Consider the following 17,386-nt stretch of genomic DNA (forward strand, 5'->3'; position numbering starts at 1 on the left):
TCCAAGCCTCCGGCATCTAACAGAACTGTGAGTTGCCCACCTTAGTCCAACAGATCGAAATCAACGCCCGCGCGCACCCGGCCATTTACCTGAATCTCCAACCTGTGCGCACCGGGAACCAGCTTGAAGGTTGTCGCATCGGCCTTAAGCTTGTGTTTCTTGGCCAGCCTCAACATTCCGTCGCGCAAAGTCGATTGCTTGAGCTTGCGCACCTTGGCTGAGGTCTTTCCCCCAGGGCGTTGAAAGTGAACGATATAATCCACCAGAACCGGCTGATCACCATCTCCATTCAGCACCACATCAAACTCCAGCGCCCCACCGATCCTTGCTTCACCGAGAACAGCGACACTTGCCGAAATCTCAGCCTCGGGATCGAAGCCCAGAATCTTCATGGCCTCCGGGTGGCCCGATTTAACCAGTCCGCGCAGAGTGTGCGTGGTCATCCACCGCAATTCCTCGGCATCCTGCTGCGCGTCCCGTGACCAGCTTTGCAAACGGCCCAGAACCAGCTCGGGATCCTTTTTTGTAATATCATTCAGATGGTTGGCGACCGAACGTGTCACATATCGGGTCTTGTCCACATGCAGCCGGTCAAGAAATGGCAGCGGATCAGTCAGGTCCAGCCCAACCGCCTGCCCCCAAGGAAGCCTGGGCCGTGTGCCTTCGCTGACCAGTCTGCGCACGTGATAGCTGTCGTGATCGCACCAACCCTCCATGCGCGCCATCACCTTGTCAGGATGGTGGTTCAGGAATGGGCGAATGGCCCATTCCATTGAAAACCTCTGCGTCAGCTCTTCGATCACATCCAGCGCCAGATCGGGATGATCCAACCCAACGTCCACAACCCAATCGCCCAACGGGGCAAAGATAAAATCCCCGAAGTCGTCATCTGACTTGGTCGGGTCCAACGGGGGCGGCAAAGCCTCCAACAACGTCGGCGCGATGTCCGGCAGATCACCGGGAACGGCCTGTTGCAGGCACGCGGCGATCCACGCCATACGTTCTTTCAACTCAAGATCAGGCAGGCGGGACATTACGTTTCTCTCAAACGCCTGCCCATCAAAAGACGGGCTGGCGGCCGCAAACAACCCCGCCAGATAGCGGGTTTTATCTGCGTTAAAAAGCTGATCTTTAAGAGAAAAGTTCTGCGCCATTGTTACATCGTCAGGTTGGTTGCTCCGCCATCCAGCAAGATGTTCTGCCCGACGATGAAACCGGCGTGCTGCGAACACAGAAATGCGCAGGTCGCGCCGAATTCTTCGCGCGAGCCGTAGCGTCGTGCCGGGATCGTGGCGGCACGCTCGGCGCGTGCCTCGTCGATTGAAATACCCTTTTGGGCCGACACGCCACCATCCAGCGCATTCGCACGATCCGTCGCATGAATGCCCGGCAACAGGTTGTTGATCGTCACCCCATGCGGGGCCACTTGGCGCGAGGTTCCGGCCACATAGCCCGTCAGCCCGGTCCGTGCCGCATTGGACAGGCCCAGCACCGCGATCGGCGCGCGCACGGATTGCGAGGTTATGTTGACCACGCGCCCCCAGCCTTTGTCCATCATCCCCGGCAGCAAGGCTTTCATGAACGCAATCGGTGTCAGCATGTTGGCGTCCAGCGCTTTGATGAAATCCTCACGCTCCCAATCCGACCACATACCCGGAGGAGGGCCGCCCGCGTTTGTCACAAGGATATCAACACCTTGCGCGGCATTAATAACCCGCTCCTGACCGTCCGATGAGGTGACATCACACGCCACTGTCTGAACGTCCACGCCATAGTCTGAGCGCAACCGCGCGGCTTCAAACTCTAACGCCTCGGCCCCGCGCGCGTTCATCACCAGATCGACGCCCGCTGCGGCCAAAGCCTCGGCACAACCCAGACCCAAGCCTTTGCTGCTGGCACAAACCAGCGCACGTTTTCCTTTGATTCCCAGATCCATATGATCCTCCCCATCTGTTGTTGCCCGCATGTCTAGCACCGGCCAGGCGGGGAAGACCAGATTTCAGGGTGCGTTAGTAAAAGAACTCTTCGCGAACGATCTGGCCGTTCGCCACGTGATAGACGCCGACCTCTTGCATATCAAAGGTTTCACCGGTCTCTTTCACCTTGCCCTGTACCGCAAAAATCACGGCAAATCGATCGTCGCCGTGCGGGAACGGATCACTGACCGAGGCACCCGAAACTTCGTGTGCGCCTTCCCACCACTCCTGCTTGCCACGGATCGCATCCCGACCCTGTGTTTCGCGGCCCATATTCATAAAATCCTGCCCCTCGACCGAAACGGCATCCTCGGCATAGAGTTTTTCCAAATTCTCTTTGGCGCGACCCTCGCGGCAGCCTGCGACGAGCTCGTCTGCGATTTCCTTCAAATTCATTGATCCACTCCACCATTTGTTCACTATATGTTCTTATTGCCACAAGCACACGATTCTAACCACCCCCTTTGTCTTGCTTCGGCGGGATTCCCCGCCTATACGCGCGAATATGCTTGATACCTCGAACCAACCCTCCCTGCCGCCCGAGATCGCCCGGCGCCGGACATTCGCTATCATCTCGCACCCGGATGCGGGCAAGACGACGCTGACGGAAAAGTTCCTGCTGTATGGGGGCGCCATTCAGATGGCCGGTCAGGTCCGCGCCAAGGGTGAGGCGCGGCGCACGCGCTCGGACTTCATGCAGATGGAGAAGGATCGAGGCATCTCGGTCTCGGCCTCGGCCATGTCGTTTGACTATGGGAACTTCCGGTTCAATCTGGTGGACACGCCCGGTCACAGCGATTTCTCGGAAGACACCTATCGCACGCTGACCGCCGTAGACGCCGCCGTGATGGTGATCGACGGCGCGAAGGGTGTGGAAAGCCAGACGCAGAAACTGTTCGAGGTTTGCCGCCTGCGCGATCTGCCCATCCTGACCTTCTGTAACAAGATGGACCGCGAAAGCCGCGATACCTTTGAGATCATCGACGAAATTCAGGAGATGCTCGCCATCGACGTCACGCCCGCCGCGTGGCCGATTGGTGTGGGGCGCGATTTCATCGGCTGCTATGACATGCTGCGTGACCGGCTAGAGCTGATGGACCGCGCCGACCGCAACAAAGTGGCAGAAAGCATCCAGATCGACGGGCTGGACGATCCCAAGCTGGCGAAACACGTGCCCGAACACCTGCTTGAGAAGCTGCTGGAAGAGGTCGAGATGGCGCGCGAGTTGCTGCCCGCGCTGGACCCGCAAGCCGTCCTGGAAGGCCACATGACCCCGATCTGGTTCGGCTCGGCCATAAACTCGTTCGGCGTCAAGGAACTGATGGAAGGCATCGGTGCCTACGGCCCGCAACCGCAGGTGCAATCGGCGGAACCACGTCAGATCGCGCCGGATGAAAAGAAGGTGGCCGGGTTTGTCTTCAAAGTGCAGGCCAACATGGACCCCAAGCACCGCGACCGGGTGGCGTTTGTCCGCATGGCCTCGGGCCATTTCAAGCGTGGCATGAAGCTGACCCATGTGCGGTCAAAAAAACCGATGGCGATCTCGAATCCCGTCCTGTTTCTGGCGTCCGACCGTGAATTGGCGGACGAGGCTTGGGCCGGGGACATCATCGGCATCCCCAACCACGGTCAGTTGCGCATCGGAGACACCCTGACCGAGGGTGAGGCGCTGCGCGTGACCGGTATCCCTTCGTTCGCCCCGGAACTGCTGCAATCAGTTCGCGCGGCTGATCCGATGAAGGCCAAGCACCTGGAAAAAGCGCTGATGCAGTTTGCCGAAGAAGGCGCGGCCAAGGTGTTCAAGCCCTCAATTGGCTCGGGTTTTATCGTCGGCGTTGTCGGTGCCCTGCAGTTTGAAGTGCTCGCCAGCCGGATCGAGATGGAATACGGCCTGCCCGTGCGGTTTGAGGCGTCGCAGTTCACCTCGGCCCGCTGGGTTAGTGGCGACAAGGCCGAGGTTGAGAAATTCGTCAACGCCAACAAGCAGCACATCGCCCATGATCATGACGGCGACATCGTTTATCTGACACGCCTGCAATGGGACATTGACCGGGTCGTGCGTGACTATCCCGAACTGAACCTGACGGCCACGAAAGAGATGATGACGTGATCGGCCCAAGGGTCTTGCATGACGAGTGATGCCCCAAGCTGGGGCATCGTCTCAACAGTCCGCGGCTTGTCCTCGGACATACTAAAGTTCGCTGCGTATCATCTGGACCTCGGCGTCGACCGCATCTACCTCTATCTGGACGAACCCATCCCGCGCGCCTTCAACGCCCTGAACCGTCACCCAAAAATCGAGGTTCGCAACTGCGACGCCGGGTTCTGGGCCCATCGTAAACGTGAACGCCCGGACAAGCACCAAACCCGGCAGACGGCAAACGCCACCTTTACCTACCGCAAGGCGCAAGAGGATTGGCTGGCGCACATAGATGTCGATGAGTTCCTCTGGTCCGAAAGCTCGATCTCCAGCCTACTCAGCGCGGTCCCGGACCAACTGCTTGGTGTCCGCGTCCGCCCGATCGAAGCGATTGCAGGCGGTATCGACCAGTACAAAGCCCATATTCCCGCTGGGTCCGAGCGCGAGAACATCGTCCAAACGCTCTATCCCAATTACGGCGCATTCGTTCTGGGCGGATTCCTGAGCCACGTGCAGGGAAAGCTGTTCGTGCGAACCGGGCGGCCTAAAGTTAGCCTTCGTATTCACAACGTGTTTCAGCACGGAGAACTATCGCCCTGCAAAGAGGAACTGCAGCAAGTTGATCTTTGCCACAGGCATGCCCCAGACTGGGACCACTTTCTTGCGCACTACCAGTTCCGGTTTGAACGCGGTTCTTATCAACCCGGCATGTCCCCCAACGTTCCCCGCGAACTTGGTGGCATGAACAAGAATGAACTGCTGGCGTGGATAGAAGTCGAAGGCGGACAGGACGCGCTGCGCACATTCTTTGACGAACTCAGCGGCGCGGACCCCTTGGTGCATGCAAGACTTGAACAGTACGGCCTTATTCGGCACCGACCGCTGCACCTCGATGAAAAGCTTGCGAAACACTTCCCCGGAAGCGTCTGAATTGTTGCAGGAAATCTCCAGCAGTTCGGATCGCCGCTACGTTAATTCGTCTTCATTTGACCCCGATCAACGATTTTGTTATGTCCCCGCCAAGCCGAAATGCGCGCTGCTGCGTATGGCCATCCGGGCCCGGCACTCCTTTGACGTGCGGGCCAGGTCTAGTGTCCGCAAAAACGGACATACATGACAAAGTTTAACGAACTGAACCTGAACCCGAAGGTCCTCAAAGCAATTGAGGAAGCCGGATACGAAACCCCCACCCCGATCCAGGAAGGTGCGATTCCCCCTGCGCTTGAGGGTAAGGACGTTCTTGGCATCGCCCAGACAGGCACCGGCAAGACCGCAAGTTTTACCCTGCCGATGATCACCCTGTTGGCCCGTGGCCGTGCGCGTGCGCGGATGCCGCGTTCGCTGGTGCTGTGCCCGACGCGGGAACTGGCAGCGCAGGTGGCGGAAAACTTCGACACCTACACCAAGCACCTGAAACTGACCAAAGCGCTGTTGATCGGCGGCGTCAGCTTCAAAGAACAAGAGGCACTGATCGACCGTGGGGTGGACGTTCTGATCGCCACACCGGGTCGTCTGCTGGATCATTTTGAGCGCGGCAAGCTGCTGCTGACCGGCGTTCAGATCATGGTGGTGGATGAGGCCGACCGGATGCTGGACATGGGGTTCATCCCCGATATCGAGCGCATCTTCTCGCTGACGCCGTTCACCCGCCAGACTCTGTTCTTCTCGGCTACTATGGCGTCCGAGATTGAACGAATTACAGACACTTTCCTGTCGGCCCCTGCCCGGATCGAGGTTGCCCGCCAAGCAACGGCGTCAGAGACCATCGAACAGGGCGTCGTCATGTTCAAAGGCGGTCGCCGCGACCGTGAGGCCAGCAATAAACGCAAAGTCCTGCGCGCGCTGATCGACGCCGAGGGTGATAAATGCACCAACGCGATCATCTTCTGCAACCGCAAGACCGATGTGGATATCTGCGCGAAATCGCTGAAGAAATACGGCTATAACGCCGCCGCCATCCATGGCGATCTGGACCAGTCGCAGCGCATGAAAACGCTGGATGGGTTCCGTGACGGGTCACTGCGCCTGTTGGTAGCATCGGACGTGGCCGCGCGCGGGCTGGATATCCCGTCGGTCAGCCACGTGTTCAATTTCGACGTGCCCGGCCATGCCGAGGACTACGTGCACCGGATCGGCCGAACAGGTCGCGCCGGTCGCGAGGGCAAGGCGATCACGATCTGCTCGGGTCGCGATGAAAAGGCGCTGGATGCGATCGAAAAGCTGATCCAGAAGGAAATCCCTCGGATCGACAACCCGGTCAAGGACGAGCCGAAATCCGACGCGCCCAAGCGCGAAAAGAAGGCCAAGCCTTCGGATGAGAGTAAGAGCGACAGCAAAAAGAGCGACCGCAAAAGGGACAAAGAGCCCAAGGGCCGCAATCGTCGCGACGGCGGTGGCGCGGCTGTTGTGGGCATGGGCGATCATCTGCCCAGCTTTATCGCGCTCAGCTTTGATGAGCGTCGCGCCGGTTAAATCGACAGAACCAGCACCAGAATCGACGCGCCCAGCAATGTCATCCCGGCGATCTCACGCCGGGTGATGGTCTCGCGGAAGAACAGCAGCGAAGCGAAAAGGCTCAGGATCAGCTCGACCTGCCCCAGCGCTTTGACATATGCCGCGTTCTGCAATGTGAAGGCCAGAAACCAGCAGAATGACCCGGTCAGGCTGGTAAGGCCGACAAATACTCCGGTCTGGCGCGTGTCCCAGACGGCCCGTAACTCGGCCCGGTCCCGCCACAGCAACCAAAGACCCATGCTGAGAAACTGGAATGACACCACAACGGCCAGTGTCACCAGCGCCCGAAACCATGCGTCGATATCACCCAGCTCCAACGATGCCCCTCGGTAACTGACCGAGGAAAACGCGAACAGAACACCCGACCCCAACCCCAGCCGTGAGGCGCGATTGGTCAGGTGTTTCCACCACGCCCCGTCCCCGCCGGGGTTTTTCGACAGCAACAGAACCGCTGTCAGTCCCAGAATGATCGCCGCAAACGCCCCCGCCGACACCTGATCGCCAAGGACCAGAAACCCTACGATGGCGGTCTGGATAACTTCGGTTTTCTTAAAGGTGATCCCAACGGCAAAATTGCGCTGCTTGAACAAAGCGACCACACAGATCGTTGCCAGAATCTGACTTGTTCCGCCAATCACGGCAAACAGCCAGAACTTGGCGGTCAGCTGCGGCAGGCCGTGTCCGGTCAGCATCACGGCCACGACCAACCCAAGGACCGCCAAAGGCATCGAATAGGCAAACCGCGCAAATGTCGCGCCAGCCGCAGTCAGCTTCACGCTGCTCAGCGATTTTTGCAGCATAAAGCGAACGGTTTGAAAAGACGCGGCCGCAAGAGTGACAGGAATCCAAAGGCTCATGCCGACCCTTGTGGCCTTAAATCAATCCCGTGGCCAGAGAGGATGCGCGACCGGGTCCTTCGCGCGAACTAGGAACGCGCGGAAAATCTCGGCATATGAGCGATACACGTAGGATTCGTTCCTATCCAGATAGCGGTCCTTTCCCTTGCGGTACAACGAAGGCAGCCGATACCACGGCGCGCTCGGGTTCATGTGATGGACCACGTGCAGGTTGTTGTTCAGGAACAGAAATGCCAACGGCCCTCGATCTTCGACGATGACGGTTCTGGCACCTGCATCTTCGTGCGCCCTGTGTTCCAGAAAGGTTCGGATCTTCACCAGACCCAGCCCGATATAGGCAGACAGGATATAGGCCCATATCGGCATGCCGGACTGCGCAACGACCCAGAGAACCACAGCGACCCCGACCAGATGCAGCCCCCACGCCCTCAGGACATTCCGGTCACCACGAAAGGCGGCGCGCATTTCCTGCCGCGTAAAGACATATTGCCCTATCGCCGGGCCCAGAACGATACGCCCCAACAGAGTGTTGTTCGCTGATAGCAGCAGCCTTTGCCAACCGTGCAGACGGCCCCAGACCTTCGGGTCGAGATAATTCGATTCCGGGTCGTCATACGGATCGGTCAAGGTCGCGTCCCGATGGTGGGCAAGGTGCAGGTCCCGAAAACGCTGATACGGAATGAACAGCGTCAACGGCAGAGCCATCAAAGCCTCATTCAACCAGTTTTGCCGGAATGGATGCCCGTGCAACGCTTCATGCGTCAGTGAGGAGTGCATGGCCGCGACAAGCCCCATCGCCGGGATTGCCACCCACACAGGCGTGTAAAAAATCACCCCCAGCCAAGCTGCGTAACATGCCAGAATCAACGCGAAGGTGATCCATTCAGGTCCCTTGCGCTCAGACATTGCGGCCCCATGCGATGCCCGCCCAAACACGTTCGTAAATCACATAAAGCGTCAAACCGGTCGCCGTGTTCACAATCGCCAATGTCCCACCGATCGCAGCGGACCCTGTTGCCATCAGCCCAACAAGGGTCATCACGATCAGACCCATTGCATTCCACAGCACCGCCTTCACGACCGATCTTTGTCGTGTTTCCATTCCGTCACCCATATTCTTGTTATGTCTCAAGAATTACGGACAACGTGTCAGGTTGAAAATTCTGAATATGATTAACAAAATTCATCAGCTGTGATATTTTCAAACACATGTGGGATAAAGTCGACAAACGAGACCGCGCGGCGCAGTTCCGACAGCGTCTAGCCCGCGCGATGGAAGAAAGGCACATCAGTCAGAGCGCATTGGCGCGCGACATTGGTGTGGACCGCTCAACCGTGTCGCAGCTTTTGACCGACGACGGCGCGCGACTACCTAACGCGCATGTGGTCGGCAGTTGCGCTTCGGCCTTGGGCGTGTCAGCGGATTGGCTGCTGAGCCTGTCTGACCGCCCTGAAAGCGCGGCAGAGTTGCTGGCAAGCTCACTCACCATGACAGAAGCGCCACGCGCCCTCGTGGATGAGCGGATATTTGAATGGCACAAAGAGGCTGCGGGCTACAAAATCCGTTATGTTCCAGCGACTTTGCCTGACATGTTGAAGACCCGCGCGGTGCTTGAATGGGAGTATGCTCCGCATCTGGGCAGAACGGCAGATCAGGCAATCGGAGCGTCAAATGATCGCCTGACATGGATGCGAAGTGCGCAGTCCGACTATGAAATCGCGATGCCGCTGTATGAGATCGACAGCTTTGCGAACGCGACCGGCTATTACGAAGGTCTCAACCTGCAAACCCGGCTAGAGCAAATCGACCAGTTGCTTGCCCTGTGCGAGCAGTTCTACCCGCGTATGCGGATTTACCTGTTTGACGCGAAACGATTGTATTCTGCGCCAGTGACAATCTTTGGGCCGCTGATGTGTGTTTTTTACGCGGGCAGTCACTATATGGCCTTTCGGGATCGCGACCGGATCGAGACCTTTACCCGCCACTTTGATACTCTGGTCCGCGAGGCAGATGTGACTGCCAGGCAGTTTCCTACACATCTTCAACGCTTACGCGAAAAGATGCGTTAGGGTCTTTCCTGTGCTATCGTCGGTTGGCGCGAACTTACGGGCATTCCGAACAATGACGGAGGACCACTGGAATGGACGCACTACAAACCGCACAATACGCACGTGCCCTTTACTCGGCACATGGTGACCGCGCCGAGGCGGAAGCCGCGCTGAAAATGCGCGAATGCGAGGCCGCCGGAAACATGCAACAAGCGCAGGACTGGCAGGCTGTTCGTCAGACCATCCGCCAAATACGCGGGCCAAATCAGGGATAGTCAGAGTTTTGGATCGGGGTTGACGGTATGGCCGTCCACGGCGATCACCTGCCCCGACACCAGCCGTGCCGCATCCGACGCGAGGAACACGGCCATATTCGCTATGTCCTGTCCTTCCACAAAACGTCCCATTGATGTGCCGGACGCGTAGCCGTCATACACCTGGTCACGGGTCATGCCCTTGGCCGCCGCCTCGCGCTCTAGCACGCCCTCCATGCGCGGTCCTTCCACAGCGCCGGGGCAAATGGTGTTACAACGCACGCCAAACGGCCCAAGCTCCATCGCCAGCGTCTTGGCCAGGCCGATCACTCCCCATTTCGCTGCCGCATAGGGCGCGCGATTGGGGTATCCGTATTGTCCGGCAGTTGACGATGTGATCACCACCGCACCGCTATTCTGACGCTTCATGATCGGCGCGGCGTATTTCGCACACAAAAACGCACCTTCCAGATTTACCGACAGGCACGCCCGCCAATCCTCAACCGCCACATCTTCGATCGACGCCGTCGGCCCCGCGACACCTGCATTGGCGCACAGCGTATCCAACCCGCCCCATTCGGCTTCTATCCGCGCGAATATGTCTGCTACAGCCGTTTCTTCAGCGACGTTGGTTTCAGACCTTTTCCAGTGTGAGGGGCAATGCGACAAAGCCTCTGGGTCCAGATCGGCCACCCAGACCTGCGCACCCGCCGCGTCAAACGCCTCGGCCATGGCTCGACCGACGCCCGAAGCGCCGGCCGTGATCAGGACACGCCCGCTCATGACGGTTTGCGGATCGCGGCACCCGCGCCTTCAGGATATGGCAAGCCCGCCTGAGCTTCGGCAATCCGCGCCATCGCCGCCTCAATCTCGGCCGACGGAGCACTGGGGCGGCGGGTCTCAAGGCTGACATGCAGCAGAAAACTCTCGCCCGTGGCCAGCAGCTTGTCGCCCTCATACATGCTGTGGAAAACATGCAGTTTCTTGCCCTGCCCTAGCAGCAACTGCGTGCGCACCTCGATCTTCGCGCCCGCATGCACTTCGTCGATATAGCGGATGTGGTTCTCGGCGGTGAAATAGCTGCCACCCGAGGCGATATAGTCCGCGTCACAGCCCATGATCTCCATGAACCGATCCGTGGCGGCGGCGAACGCCTCAAGATACCGCGCTTCGTTCATGTGGCCGTTATAGTCCGTCCAATCCAACGGAACCGCACGCGCGACGGTCAGGATCGGCCGGCTCAGATCGGCTTGGTCGATCGTTGGCAAGGCACCGGGCTTCAATACGGAATCATGCTGGTTCAGGACCGCCCCCGCACCCCAGTTCTGCGCCTTGAGCGCCCGCATCATCCCCACAAGATTGTTGTCTCGGATACGCTCCAACTCGCGGATCGAGTGCATCCCCGACTGCGCATCCGACTGGTCAGCGATCATGTCCACCAACTCATCCGTAAATTCGGGCACGTCCATCAGCTTGGTCCAGGGCCATTTCAGCGCTGGCCCAAACTGAGCCATAAAGTGCCGCATCCCAGCCTCGCCACCGGCCACGCGGTAAGTCTCGAATAGACCCATCTGCGCCCAACGGATGCCAAAGCCCATGCGGATGGCCTCGTCGATTTCTTCGGTGGTGGCGATGCCATCCTTGACCAGCCAAAGCGCCTCGCGCCAGACGGCCTCAAGAAAACGGTCCGCGATATGGGCGTCGATCTCTTTCTTGACGTGCAGAGGGAAGAACCCCACGGATTTCAACAGTTCTTGCGCACGTGCCACCATTTCTGCTGGGTTCCTGTCGGTCGGAACCAATTCGATCAAAGGCAACAGGTAAACCGGGTTGAAGGGATGCGTCACCACGATCTGTTCAGGACGCAGAGCACCCTCCTGCAGCTCTGACGGCTTGAACCCGCTGGTCGACGACCCGATGATCGCATCTGGATCACATGCTTCCTGCAAGCCCCTGTAAACCTTCACTTTCAGGTCCAACCGCTCTGGCACACTCTCCTGAATCCACTGCGCCCCGCGAACGGCCTCAGACATGTCCGCATGGAAGGTCAGCGCGCCCTCGGGCGGCAGTGGCACATCGCTCAACCCTGGCAAAGACCGCCGCGCATTGTCTAGAACTTCACCAATCTTGCGCTCGGCCTCTGGGTCCGGATCAAAGACCCGCACATCCCACCCGTTCAGCAGAAACCGTGCAGCCCACCCGCCGCCGATCACGCCACCACCAATGATTGCCGCTGTATTCACTTCGATCCGCCTCTTCATCTGGCCGAAAATATCCCGGGGGTCGCCATCTGTGGCGCCACTGGTACAAGCCCAGATGGCGACGGGGCTGGCCCCAAATCCGCGCTTACTTCGCCACCGGTGCGCGCTTGACCAAGCCAAGCTTCTCACGCACCTCTGCAGGCCCAATCACCCGCGCGCCCATATTCTCGATGATGGTCCCGGCACGTTCCACCAACTGCCAGTTCTCGGCCAGCACGCCCTTGTCCAGCCACAGGTTGTCCTCCAGACCGACGCGCACGTTACCACCCGCCAAAACAGTGGCCGCGACATAGGCCATCTGGTTCCGACCCAAAGAGAACGCACTGAACGTCCAGTCATCCGGCACGTTATTCACCATCGCCATAAAGGTGTTCAGATCATCCGGCGCCCCCCACGGCACGCCCATACATAGTTGAACCAGAGCGTTGGGTTCCAAAATACCCTCTTTCACCAACTGCTTGGCAAACCAAAGATGACCAGTGTCAAAGGCTTCGATCTCAGGCTTGACGCCCATGTCCGTCATCATCTGACCCATCGCCCGCAGCGCGCCGGGGGTGTTGGTCATGACATAGTCGGCCTCGGCAAAGTTCATGGTGCCGCAATCCAAGGTGCAGATCTCCGGCAGACACTCTGCGATATGCGCCACACGCTCGGACGCGCCAACCATGTCGGTGCCCTCGGCCACCGGAAACGGAGATTCCACCCCACCAAACACGATGTCCCCGCCCATCCCGGCCGTGAGGTTCAACACAACGTCCACATCAGCGTCGCGAATGCGGTCTGTCACCTCGCGATATAGGTCCAGACGACGGCTGGGCACTCCGGTTTCCGGATCGCGCACATGGCAATGGACTACGGCGGCCCCGGCCTTGGCCGCTGCGATCGCACTATCTGCAATCTGCTGCGGTGAGCGCGGCACATGCGGGCTGCGATCCTGCGTTCCGCCCGATCCGGTTATGGCACAGGTGATGAAGACTTCGCGGTTCATTTCCAGAGGCATGACGTTTTCCCCAAGTTATACCCGGTTTTGCCCTAGGTTTTCCCCAGACTTCTCCCCGGATTCTGATTTGCTTTCGGGCCCGAGTCTGACGCAGCCTTGTGGAAACACTTGCCAGAATGCGAATCAGACTTGATGAAATCCGCAAAAAACATACTGCAGCCCGAACATCGCGCGCTCAAAACAGCGGTTTTGGTGCTGGATGAATGCAACACGCTCAGCTTCGCTTCGGCCGTTGACCCGATGCGCGCAGCCAATCGGCTTGCAGATCGCCCCGCATTTGACTGGGACTATGTGACCGCTACAGCGGAACCAGCCCTGCTGACCAGCGCCCTGACCGTTCCCGGAATTCCTTTGGCCCGTCTGCAAAGCTGCGATCTGATGATCGTGGTGGCCGGGTTCCAACTGGCGCGCCACGCCACACCCAGCCTGCTGGCCGGCTTGCGCCGCATTGCCAGCGGCGGCGCAACCATGGCCGGTATTGACGGCGGCCCCTGGCTGCTCGCCGAAGCGGGCCTTCTGGACGGACATTCCGCCACCACACATTGGGAAGACCTGGACAACTTCGCCAACCGGTTCCCCGAAGTTGACGTGCGCCCTGACCGTTTCACGGTCTCGGGCAATCGCCTGACATCCGGCGGGGCTATTCCAGCCGTTGAAATGATGCTGCACATAATCGCCGCCCGGCACGGGGCAGGCTTTGCCGCGCGGGTGTCCGGCCTGTTCCTCTATGACGGTGCCCCTGCCCCGACAAAACCGCAAAGTCGCATCGGCGCCCCGCACCGCCACACGGCGCTGACGGCCAAGGCCAACACCCTGATGGAATCGTCACTGGACGAACCCTTGCCGCTTTCCGACATCGCCGAGACCCTGGGCACCAGCCCACGCACCTTGCAGCAGCAGTTCCGCCTGCGCCTGAACACCACGCCGCAAGACCACTATCTGCAACTGCGCCTGGCCGAGGCGCGCCGTCTCGTCACCGACACCGACATGCCCCTGATGGATGTGGCGCTGGCCACGGGCTTCGGCTCACAATCCAGCTTCGCCCGCGCCTTCCGCACCGCACACGGCCTCTCGGCCCGCGATCTGCGACAAGAGCGGACACAGCCCACTCATCACTGACCAGATCCCCTTCATCTGGCTAAAAATATCCCGGGGGAGTCGCGCGCCACGCGCGGCGGGGGCAGCGCCCCCTAGAACGGCATCGGATGCGCGCGGTGCGCCTCGGTAATGTCCGCCAACACCTCATCGGATAGCTGTAGGTCCTTGCCATGCAGAATGTGGGCAAGCTGCTCAACCGTTGTTGCGCCAAAGATCGCCGACAACATGAACGGCCGTTTCTGACACCAGGCTAAGGCCATATGCACCGGGTCCAATCCATGACGCGCAGCAACCTCAAGGTAGGCCCCAACCGCATCAAACGCGCGGGATCGATGCCGTCCACCCATTTCTGGAACCAATGACATGCGCGACCCTTCGGGCACCGCGCCCCCCTGATACTTGCCGGTCAGGAACCCGGCAGCCAGTGGTGAAAAGGCCATTAACCCCACATCCTCATGGACACTCAGTTCGGCCATATCCGTATCGAAATGCCGGCACATCAAAGAGTACTCATTCTGCACCGAAGCGACGCGTGGACCCACCCCGGCTTCGGCCAGTCGCAGCCACTGCGCGGTGCCCCATGCGCTTTCGTTCGACAGGCCAAAAGCGCGGATGTTGCCCTTGTCGACCTGCGCTTGCAGCGCCTCAAGGCAGTCCCGCATATTGTCCAGCACCTCGTCTGTGTTGTGACCCGACGGCGCGTAGGTCCAGTTCTGACGGAACATATAGCTGCCCCGATTGGGCCAGTGGAACTGATACAGGTCGATACAATCCGTTTTCAGGCGACGCAGCGAGCCTTCGATCGCCTCAGGGATTGTCTGACCCGAAATGGGCGCGCCATCACGCGCATGCGCGAAACCCGCCCCGGAATGCTTGGTTGCCAGAACATAGTCAGCACGCCGCGAAGGGTTTGCGGCGTTCCAGTTACCCAGTATCTCTTCGGTGCGCCCTACCGTCTCTTTTGAAATTGGGTTGACCGGATACATCTCGGCCGCATCGACAAAGTTGATACCGGCCTCCAGCGCCATTTCGATCTGTGTATGCGCATCGGATTCGGTGGTCTGCGTACCAAAGGTCATCGTGCCCAGACACAGGTCCGAAACCATGATACCCGTGCGGCCCAAGGGCTTCATTTCCATCTTTCAATCTCCTGAAAATATCATTGAAGTAAGGCGTTATGCCTCGGCCTTCATCTCCCACCGGCCCGATTCCTCGGACCAGTACTTGGCCGCGCATCCGGCACCCGTCAACGCCTTCCATTGTCCCCGGGCATGCTGAACCGCCTGCGGGTCATTGCCGTCAAACAGGATGCACACTCGGTCCAGAGCGTTCGCCTCATCGGGTTCGACAGGCGCGCCATCGACGGCCATCACGCAGGACGGCCCGTTGGCTGCCTGCATCTCAGTCGTCAACAAAATGAGTTGCTTCGCGTCATGAGGGCCACCCGCCCGGCCATGAGGCAAAAACCCATCTTCCGGCCCCAGCCACAGCCTTTCGTCCAGCCAGTCCATCCGCGCGGGATCAGTACCCCGCACGGCGATCTTCCACCCGGCCTGCCGCGCCCTGTCCAGAAGAACCGGCAAGGTGCATTCCAGCGGCTGACGGGTCAGGTGGTAGAAATAGACAGCGCCCACGGAGTTACTCAAAATTGTCCTGAACAAAGCGGCTCAGCGCGCGCACGCCCCACCCGGTTGCACCTTTAGGCGCATAGGATGTTTCTGCCGCAACCGAGGCGACCCCGGCAATATCAAGGTGAATCCACGGGGTTTCCTCTTTCACAAAGCGCTGTAGGAATTGCGCAGCTGTGATGGACCCCGCAGGCCGTCCGCCCACGTTCTTCATATCCGCGACACGTGACTTTAGTTGGTCGTCATAGGGCTTACCCAATGGCATCCGCCAGACACCCTCGTCCTCGGCCCCTGCCGCCTTGAGGAACGCATTGCAGAACATGTCATTGTTCGAGAACACGCCCGCATTTTCGTGGCCCAACCCGATAATGATCGCACCCGTCAGCGTGGCCAGATCAACCATACCCACTGGGCTGAACCGCTCTTGCGCATACCACATGACGTCGCACAGGACCAAACGGCCTTCGGCGTCTGTGTTGATGATCTCAACCGTGTCACCCTTCATCGACTTGACCACATCGCCCGGGCGCGTGGCGTTGCCCGAGGGCATGTTCTCAACCAGCCCTACAAGCCCGACCACATTGGCCTTGGCCTTGCGCTTGGCCAGCGCACGCATGGTGCCCGCGACAACGCCCGCGCCGCCCATGTCCATGGTCATGTCTTCCATGCCACCCGCAGGCTTCAGCGAAATGCCTCCCGTGTCGAACACGACACCCTTACCGACCAGAGCCAACGGAGCATCGCCTTTGTCACCGCCATTCCACTGCATTACCACAACGTTGGACGGGCTGACCGAGCCCTGCCCCACGCTCAGCAGTGTACGCATTCCCAGCTCTGCCAGCTTGTCTTCTTCCAGAACCTCGACCTCGAGACCCAGGTCTTTCATCTCGGCCAGACGGTCGGCAAATTCGGTCGTGGTCAGTACGTTGGCCGGTTCATTGGTCAGATCACGCGTCATCCGCACGCCGTCCGCCACGGCGTAGAGCGGCGCAAACGCAGCCTCAACCTCATCCGGCTTTTGGTGACTGATCGTGACTGTGGCGGAGCGCTCAGACTCTTTTGACTTGTGCGCGTCGAAATCATAACTGCGCAGTGCGATCCCAAGGGCTAGTTCTTCGGACCGGACCTGATTGCCAGCCATCACAAGGATATCGCGATTGTCTGACAGCTTCGCCAGCTTTGCACCAGCCTTACGCGACTCAGCCGCGTCGGGACGGCGTGGCAGAACCAGAATGTCCAGTGCCTCGGCCGCCATGCCGGTTGGCCATGCAAGCGACACCACATCGCCTGACTTTACCTTTTCAAACCGATCACTTTCGACCAGACGCGCCACGGCACCACGCGTCAGACGGTTCGCACGTCGAACGGCGGGGCTCATCTTGCCGTCCGGTGAAAGGATGATGACCACGCGGCCTTCGGCCTGCGCCATTGCGTCAACGTCAAAAGCCTGAAACTGGATCGGGATAAGACTGCTCATTGCGAACTCCTGAAAATCTGTTCCCCAAGACCTAGCCCGCACTGACCGTATTGACCAGATAGCAGTTTTCCCCGGCTGGCAATTGCAGTACAGTCTCGAAAAAATTCCGACAGGATCGGGGGAGAATACAGT

Annotated in this window: 18 protein-coding genes; 6 read left to right on the plus strand and 12 right to left on the minus strand. The window is 59.4% G+C overall.

The genetic code is table 11. The features are described 5' to 3' along the window. Positions 1–41: 41 nt before the first annotated feature. From ACR0LH_RS01965 to ACR0LH_RS01975, 3 genes are all read right to left on the minus strand, one after another. Positions 42–1,154: a hypothetical protein gene (locus tag ACR0LH_RS01965; RefSeq protein ID WP_480719444.1), complete on the minus strand. Its 1,113-nt coding sequence runs from the start codon at positions 1,152–1,154 to the stop codon at positions 42–44. A 2-nt stretch (positions 1,155–1,156) separates the two neighbouring features. After that, positions 1,157–1,936 carry an SDR family oxidoreductase gene (locus ACR0LH_RS01970; protein ID WP_480719446.1) on the minus strand — a complete coding sequence of 260 codons (780 nt, stop codon included), beginning with the start codon at positions 1,934–1,936 and terminating at the stop codon, positions 1,157–1,159. 73 nt (positions 1,937–2,009) lie between these two features. Then, positions 2,010–2,372, minus strand: a complete 363-nt coding sequence (locus ACR0LH_RS01975; RefSeq protein WP_480719448.1) for a SnoaL-like domain-containing protein — start codon at positions 2,370–2,372, stop codon at positions 2,010–2,012. Between the two features lie 109 nt (positions 2,373–2,481). Here ACR0LH_RS01975 and ACR0LH_RS01980 point away from each other — a divergent pair, with 109 nt between their 5' ends. The 3 genes from ACR0LH_RS01980 (at position 2,482) to ACR0LH_RS01990 (ending at position 6,588) form a co-directional block, all read left to right on the plus strand. After that, positions 2,482–4,086, plus strand: a complete 1,605-nt coding sequence (locus ACR0LH_RS01980) for a peptide chain release factor 3 (protein WP_480719450.1) — start codon at positions 2,482–2,484, stop codon at positions 4,084–4,086. A gap of 18 nt (positions 4,087–4,104) precedes the next feature. After that, positions 4,105–5,046 (plus strand): glycosyltransferase family 2 protein, encoded by a 942-nt coding sequence (locus ACR0LH_RS01985; RefSeq protein ID WP_480719452.1) that lies wholly within the window; start codon positions 4,105–4,107, stop codon positions 5,044–5,046. Positions 5,047–5,229: 183 nt separating this feature from the next. Continuing rightward, positions 5,230–6,588: a DEAD/DEAH box helicase gene (locus ACR0LH_RS01990; RefSeq protein ID WP_170382951.1), complete on the plus strand. Its 1,359-nt coding sequence runs from the start codon at positions 5,230–5,232 to the stop codon at positions 6,586–6,588. Here the strand turns inward: ACR0LH_RS01990 and ACR0LH_RS01995 are convergent. From ACR0LH_RS01995 to ACR0LH_RS02005, 3 genes are read right to left on the minus strand one after another with little or no spacing between them, the layout of a single operon-like run. Continuing rightward, positions 6,585–7,487, minus strand: a complete 903-nt coding sequence (locus ACR0LH_RS01995) for an EamA family transporter (protein ID WP_480719454.1) — start codon at positions 7,485–7,487, stop codon at positions 6,585–6,587. The genes ACR0LH_RS01990 and ACR0LH_RS01995 overlap by 4 nt on opposite strands. 21 nt (positions 7,488–7,508) lie before the next feature. After that, positions 7,509–8,393: a fatty acid desaturase gene (locus ACR0LH_RS02000; protein WP_480719456.1), complete on the minus strand. Its 885-nt coding sequence runs from the start codon at positions 8,391–8,393 to the stop codon at positions 7,509–7,511. Next, positions 8,386–8,589 (minus strand): DUF2061 domain-containing protein, encoded by a 204-nt coding sequence (locus ACR0LH_RS02005; RefSeq protein ID WP_480719457.1) that lies wholly within the window; start codon positions 8,587–8,589, stop codon positions 8,386–8,388. The genes ACR0LH_RS02000 and ACR0LH_RS02005 overlap by 8 nt, the downstream gene beginning before the upstream one ends. 107 nt (positions 8,590–8,696) lie before the next feature. On the opposite strand from ACR0LH_RS02005, the gene ACR0LH_RS02010 reads away from it, so the two are divergent. Next, positions 8,697–9,557, plus strand: coding sequence for a helix-turn-helix domain-containing protein (locus ACR0LH_RS02010; protein ID WP_480719459.1), 861 nt, complete (start codon positions 8,697–8,699; stop codon positions 9,555–9,557). Positions 9,558–9,628: 71 nt separating this feature from the next. Beyond that, the gene (locus ACR0LH_RS02015) at positions 9,629–9,811 is read left to right on the plus strand and encodes a hypothetical protein (RefSeq protein WP_170382941.1); all 183 of its coding nucleotides are present in this window, start codon (positions 9,629–9,631) and stop codon (positions 9,809–9,811) included. On the opposite strand, the gene ACR0LH_RS02020 is transcribed toward ACR0LH_RS02015, so the two are convergent. The 3 genes from ACR0LH_RS02020 to bcoG all read right to left on the minus strand — a co-directional run bounded on the left by ACR0LH_RS02020 (position 9,812) and on the right by bcoG (position 13,051). Continuing rightward, positions 9,812–10,573, minus strand: coding sequence for an SDR family oxidoreductase (locus ACR0LH_RS02020; protein WP_480719461.1), 762 nt, complete (start codon positions 10,571–10,573; stop codon positions 9,812–9,814). Continuing rightward, positions 10,570–12,051 (minus strand): carnitine 3-dehydrogenase, encoded by a 1,482-nt coding sequence (locus tag ACR0LH_RS02025; protein ID WP_480719462.1) that lies wholly within the window; start codon positions 12,049–12,051, stop codon positions 10,570–10,572. The genes ACR0LH_RS02020 and ACR0LH_RS02025 overlap by 4 nt, the downstream gene beginning before the upstream one ends. Positions 12,052–12,136: 85 nt before the next feature. Then, the gene (gene bcoG / locus ACR0LH_RS02030) at positions 12,137–13,051 is read right to left on the minus strand and encodes a 3-dehydrocarnitine:acetyl-CoA trimethylamine transferase BcoG (protein ID WP_170551632.1); all 915 of its coding nucleotides are present in this window, start codon (positions 13,049–13,051) and stop codon (positions 12,137–12,139) included. A gap of 132 nt (positions 13,052–13,183) precedes the next feature. Here bcoG and ACR0LH_RS02035 point away from each other — a divergent pair, with 132 nt between their 5' ends. Next, entirely contained in the window at positions 13,184–14,170 is a 987-nt protein-coding gene (locus ACR0LH_RS02035; protein WP_170803918.1) for a GlxA family transcriptional regulator, read from the plus strand. A 71-nt stretch (positions 14,171–14,241) separates the two neighbouring features. Here the strand turns inward: ACR0LH_RS02035 and ACR0LH_RS02040 are convergent, their stop codons facing one another. From ACR0LH_RS02040 to ACR0LH_RS02050, 3 genes are read right to left on the minus strand one after another with little or no spacing between them, the layout of a single operon-like run. Beyond that, on the minus strand, positions 14,242–15,288 hold the full coding sequence (locus tag ACR0LH_RS02040) for an aldo/keto reductase (RefSeq protein WP_480719464.1): 1,047 nt from the start codon (positions 15,286–15,288) through the stop codon (positions 14,242–14,244). A gap of 36 nt (positions 15,289–15,324) precedes the next feature. After that, on the minus strand, positions 15,325–15,783 hold the full coding sequence (locus ACR0LH_RS02045; protein ID WP_480719906.1) for a DNA polymerase III subunit chi: 459 nt from the start codon (positions 15,781–15,783) through the stop codon (positions 15,325–15,327). Positions 15,784–15,787: 4 nt separating this feature from the next. Further along, entirely contained in the window at positions 15,788–17,254 is a 1,467-nt protein-coding gene (locus ACR0LH_RS02050) for a leucyl aminopeptidase (RefSeq protein WP_480719466.1), read from the minus strand. Between the last annotated feature and the right edge of the window lie 132 nt (positions 17,255–17,386).

This window comes from Ruegeria sp. CL6, assembly GCF_056536465.1.

Coding starts and splice junctions, on each gene's coding strand:
- ACR0LH_RS01965 (WP_480719444.1), bottom strand. CDS start 1,154: ATGGCGCAGAACTTTTCTCTTAAAGATCAGCTTTTTAACGCAGATAAA.
- ACR0LH_RS01970 (WP_480719446.1), bottom strand. CDS start 1,936: ATGGATCTGGGAATCAAAGGAAAACGTGCGCTGGTTTGTGCCAGCAGC.
- ACR0LH_RS01975 (WP_480719448.1), bottom strand. CDS start 2,372: ATGAATTTGAAGGAAATCGCAGACGAGCTCGTCGCAGGCTGCCGCGAG.
- ACR0LH_RS01980 (WP_480719450.1), top strand. CDS start 2,482: ATGCTTGATACCTCGAACCAACCCTCCCTGCCGCCCGAGATCGCCCGG.
- ACR0LH_RS01985 (WP_480719452.1), top strand. CDS start 4,105: ATGACGAGTGATGCCCCAAGCTGGGGCATCGTCTCAACAGTCCGCGGC.
- ACR0LH_RS01990 (WP_170382951.1), top strand. CDS start 5,230: ATGACAAAGTTTAACGAACTGAACCTGAACCCGAAGGTCCTCAAAGCA.
- ACR0LH_RS01995 (WP_480719454.1), bottom strand. CDS start 7,487: ATGAGCCTTTGGATTCCTGTCACTCTTGCGGCCGCGTCTTTTCAAACC.
- ACR0LH_RS02000 (WP_480719456.1), bottom strand. CDS start 8,393: ATGTCTGAGCGCAAGGGACCTGAATGGATCACCTTCGCGTTGATTCTG.
- ACR0LH_RS02005 (WP_480719457.1), bottom strand. CDS start 8,589: ATGGAAACACGACAAAGATCGGTCGTGAAGGCGGTGCTGTGGAATGCA.
- ACR0LH_RS02010 (WP_480719459.1), top strand. CDS start 8,697: ATGTGGGATAAAGTCGACAAACGAGACCGCGCGGCGCAGTTCCGACAG.
- ACR0LH_RS02015 (WP_170382941.1), top strand. CDS start 9,629: ATGGACGCACTACAAACCGCACAATACGCACGTGCCCTTTACTCGGCA.
- ACR0LH_RS02020 (WP_480719461.1), bottom strand. CDS start 10,573: ATGAGCGGGCGTGTCCTGATCACGGCCGGCGCTTCGGGCGTCGGTCGA.
- ACR0LH_RS02025 (WP_480719462.1), bottom strand. CDS start 12,051: ATGAAGAGGCGGATCGAAGTGAATACAGCGGCAATCATTGGTGGTGGC.
- bcoG (WP_170551632.1), bottom strand. CDS start 13,051: ATGCCTCTGGAAATGAACCGCGAAGTCTTCATCACCTGTGCCATAACC.
- ACR0LH_RS02035 (WP_170803918.1), top strand. CDS start 13,184: ATGAAATCCGCAAAAAACATACTGCAGCCCGAACATCGCGCGCTCAAA.
- ACR0LH_RS02040 (WP_480719464.1), bottom strand. CDS start 15,288: ATGGAAATGAAGCCCTTGGGCCGCACGGGTATCATGGTTTCGGACCTG.
- ACR0LH_RS02050 (WP_480719466.1), bottom strand. CDS start 17,254: ATGAGCAGTCTTATCCCGATCCAGTTTCAGGCTTTTGACGTTGACGCA.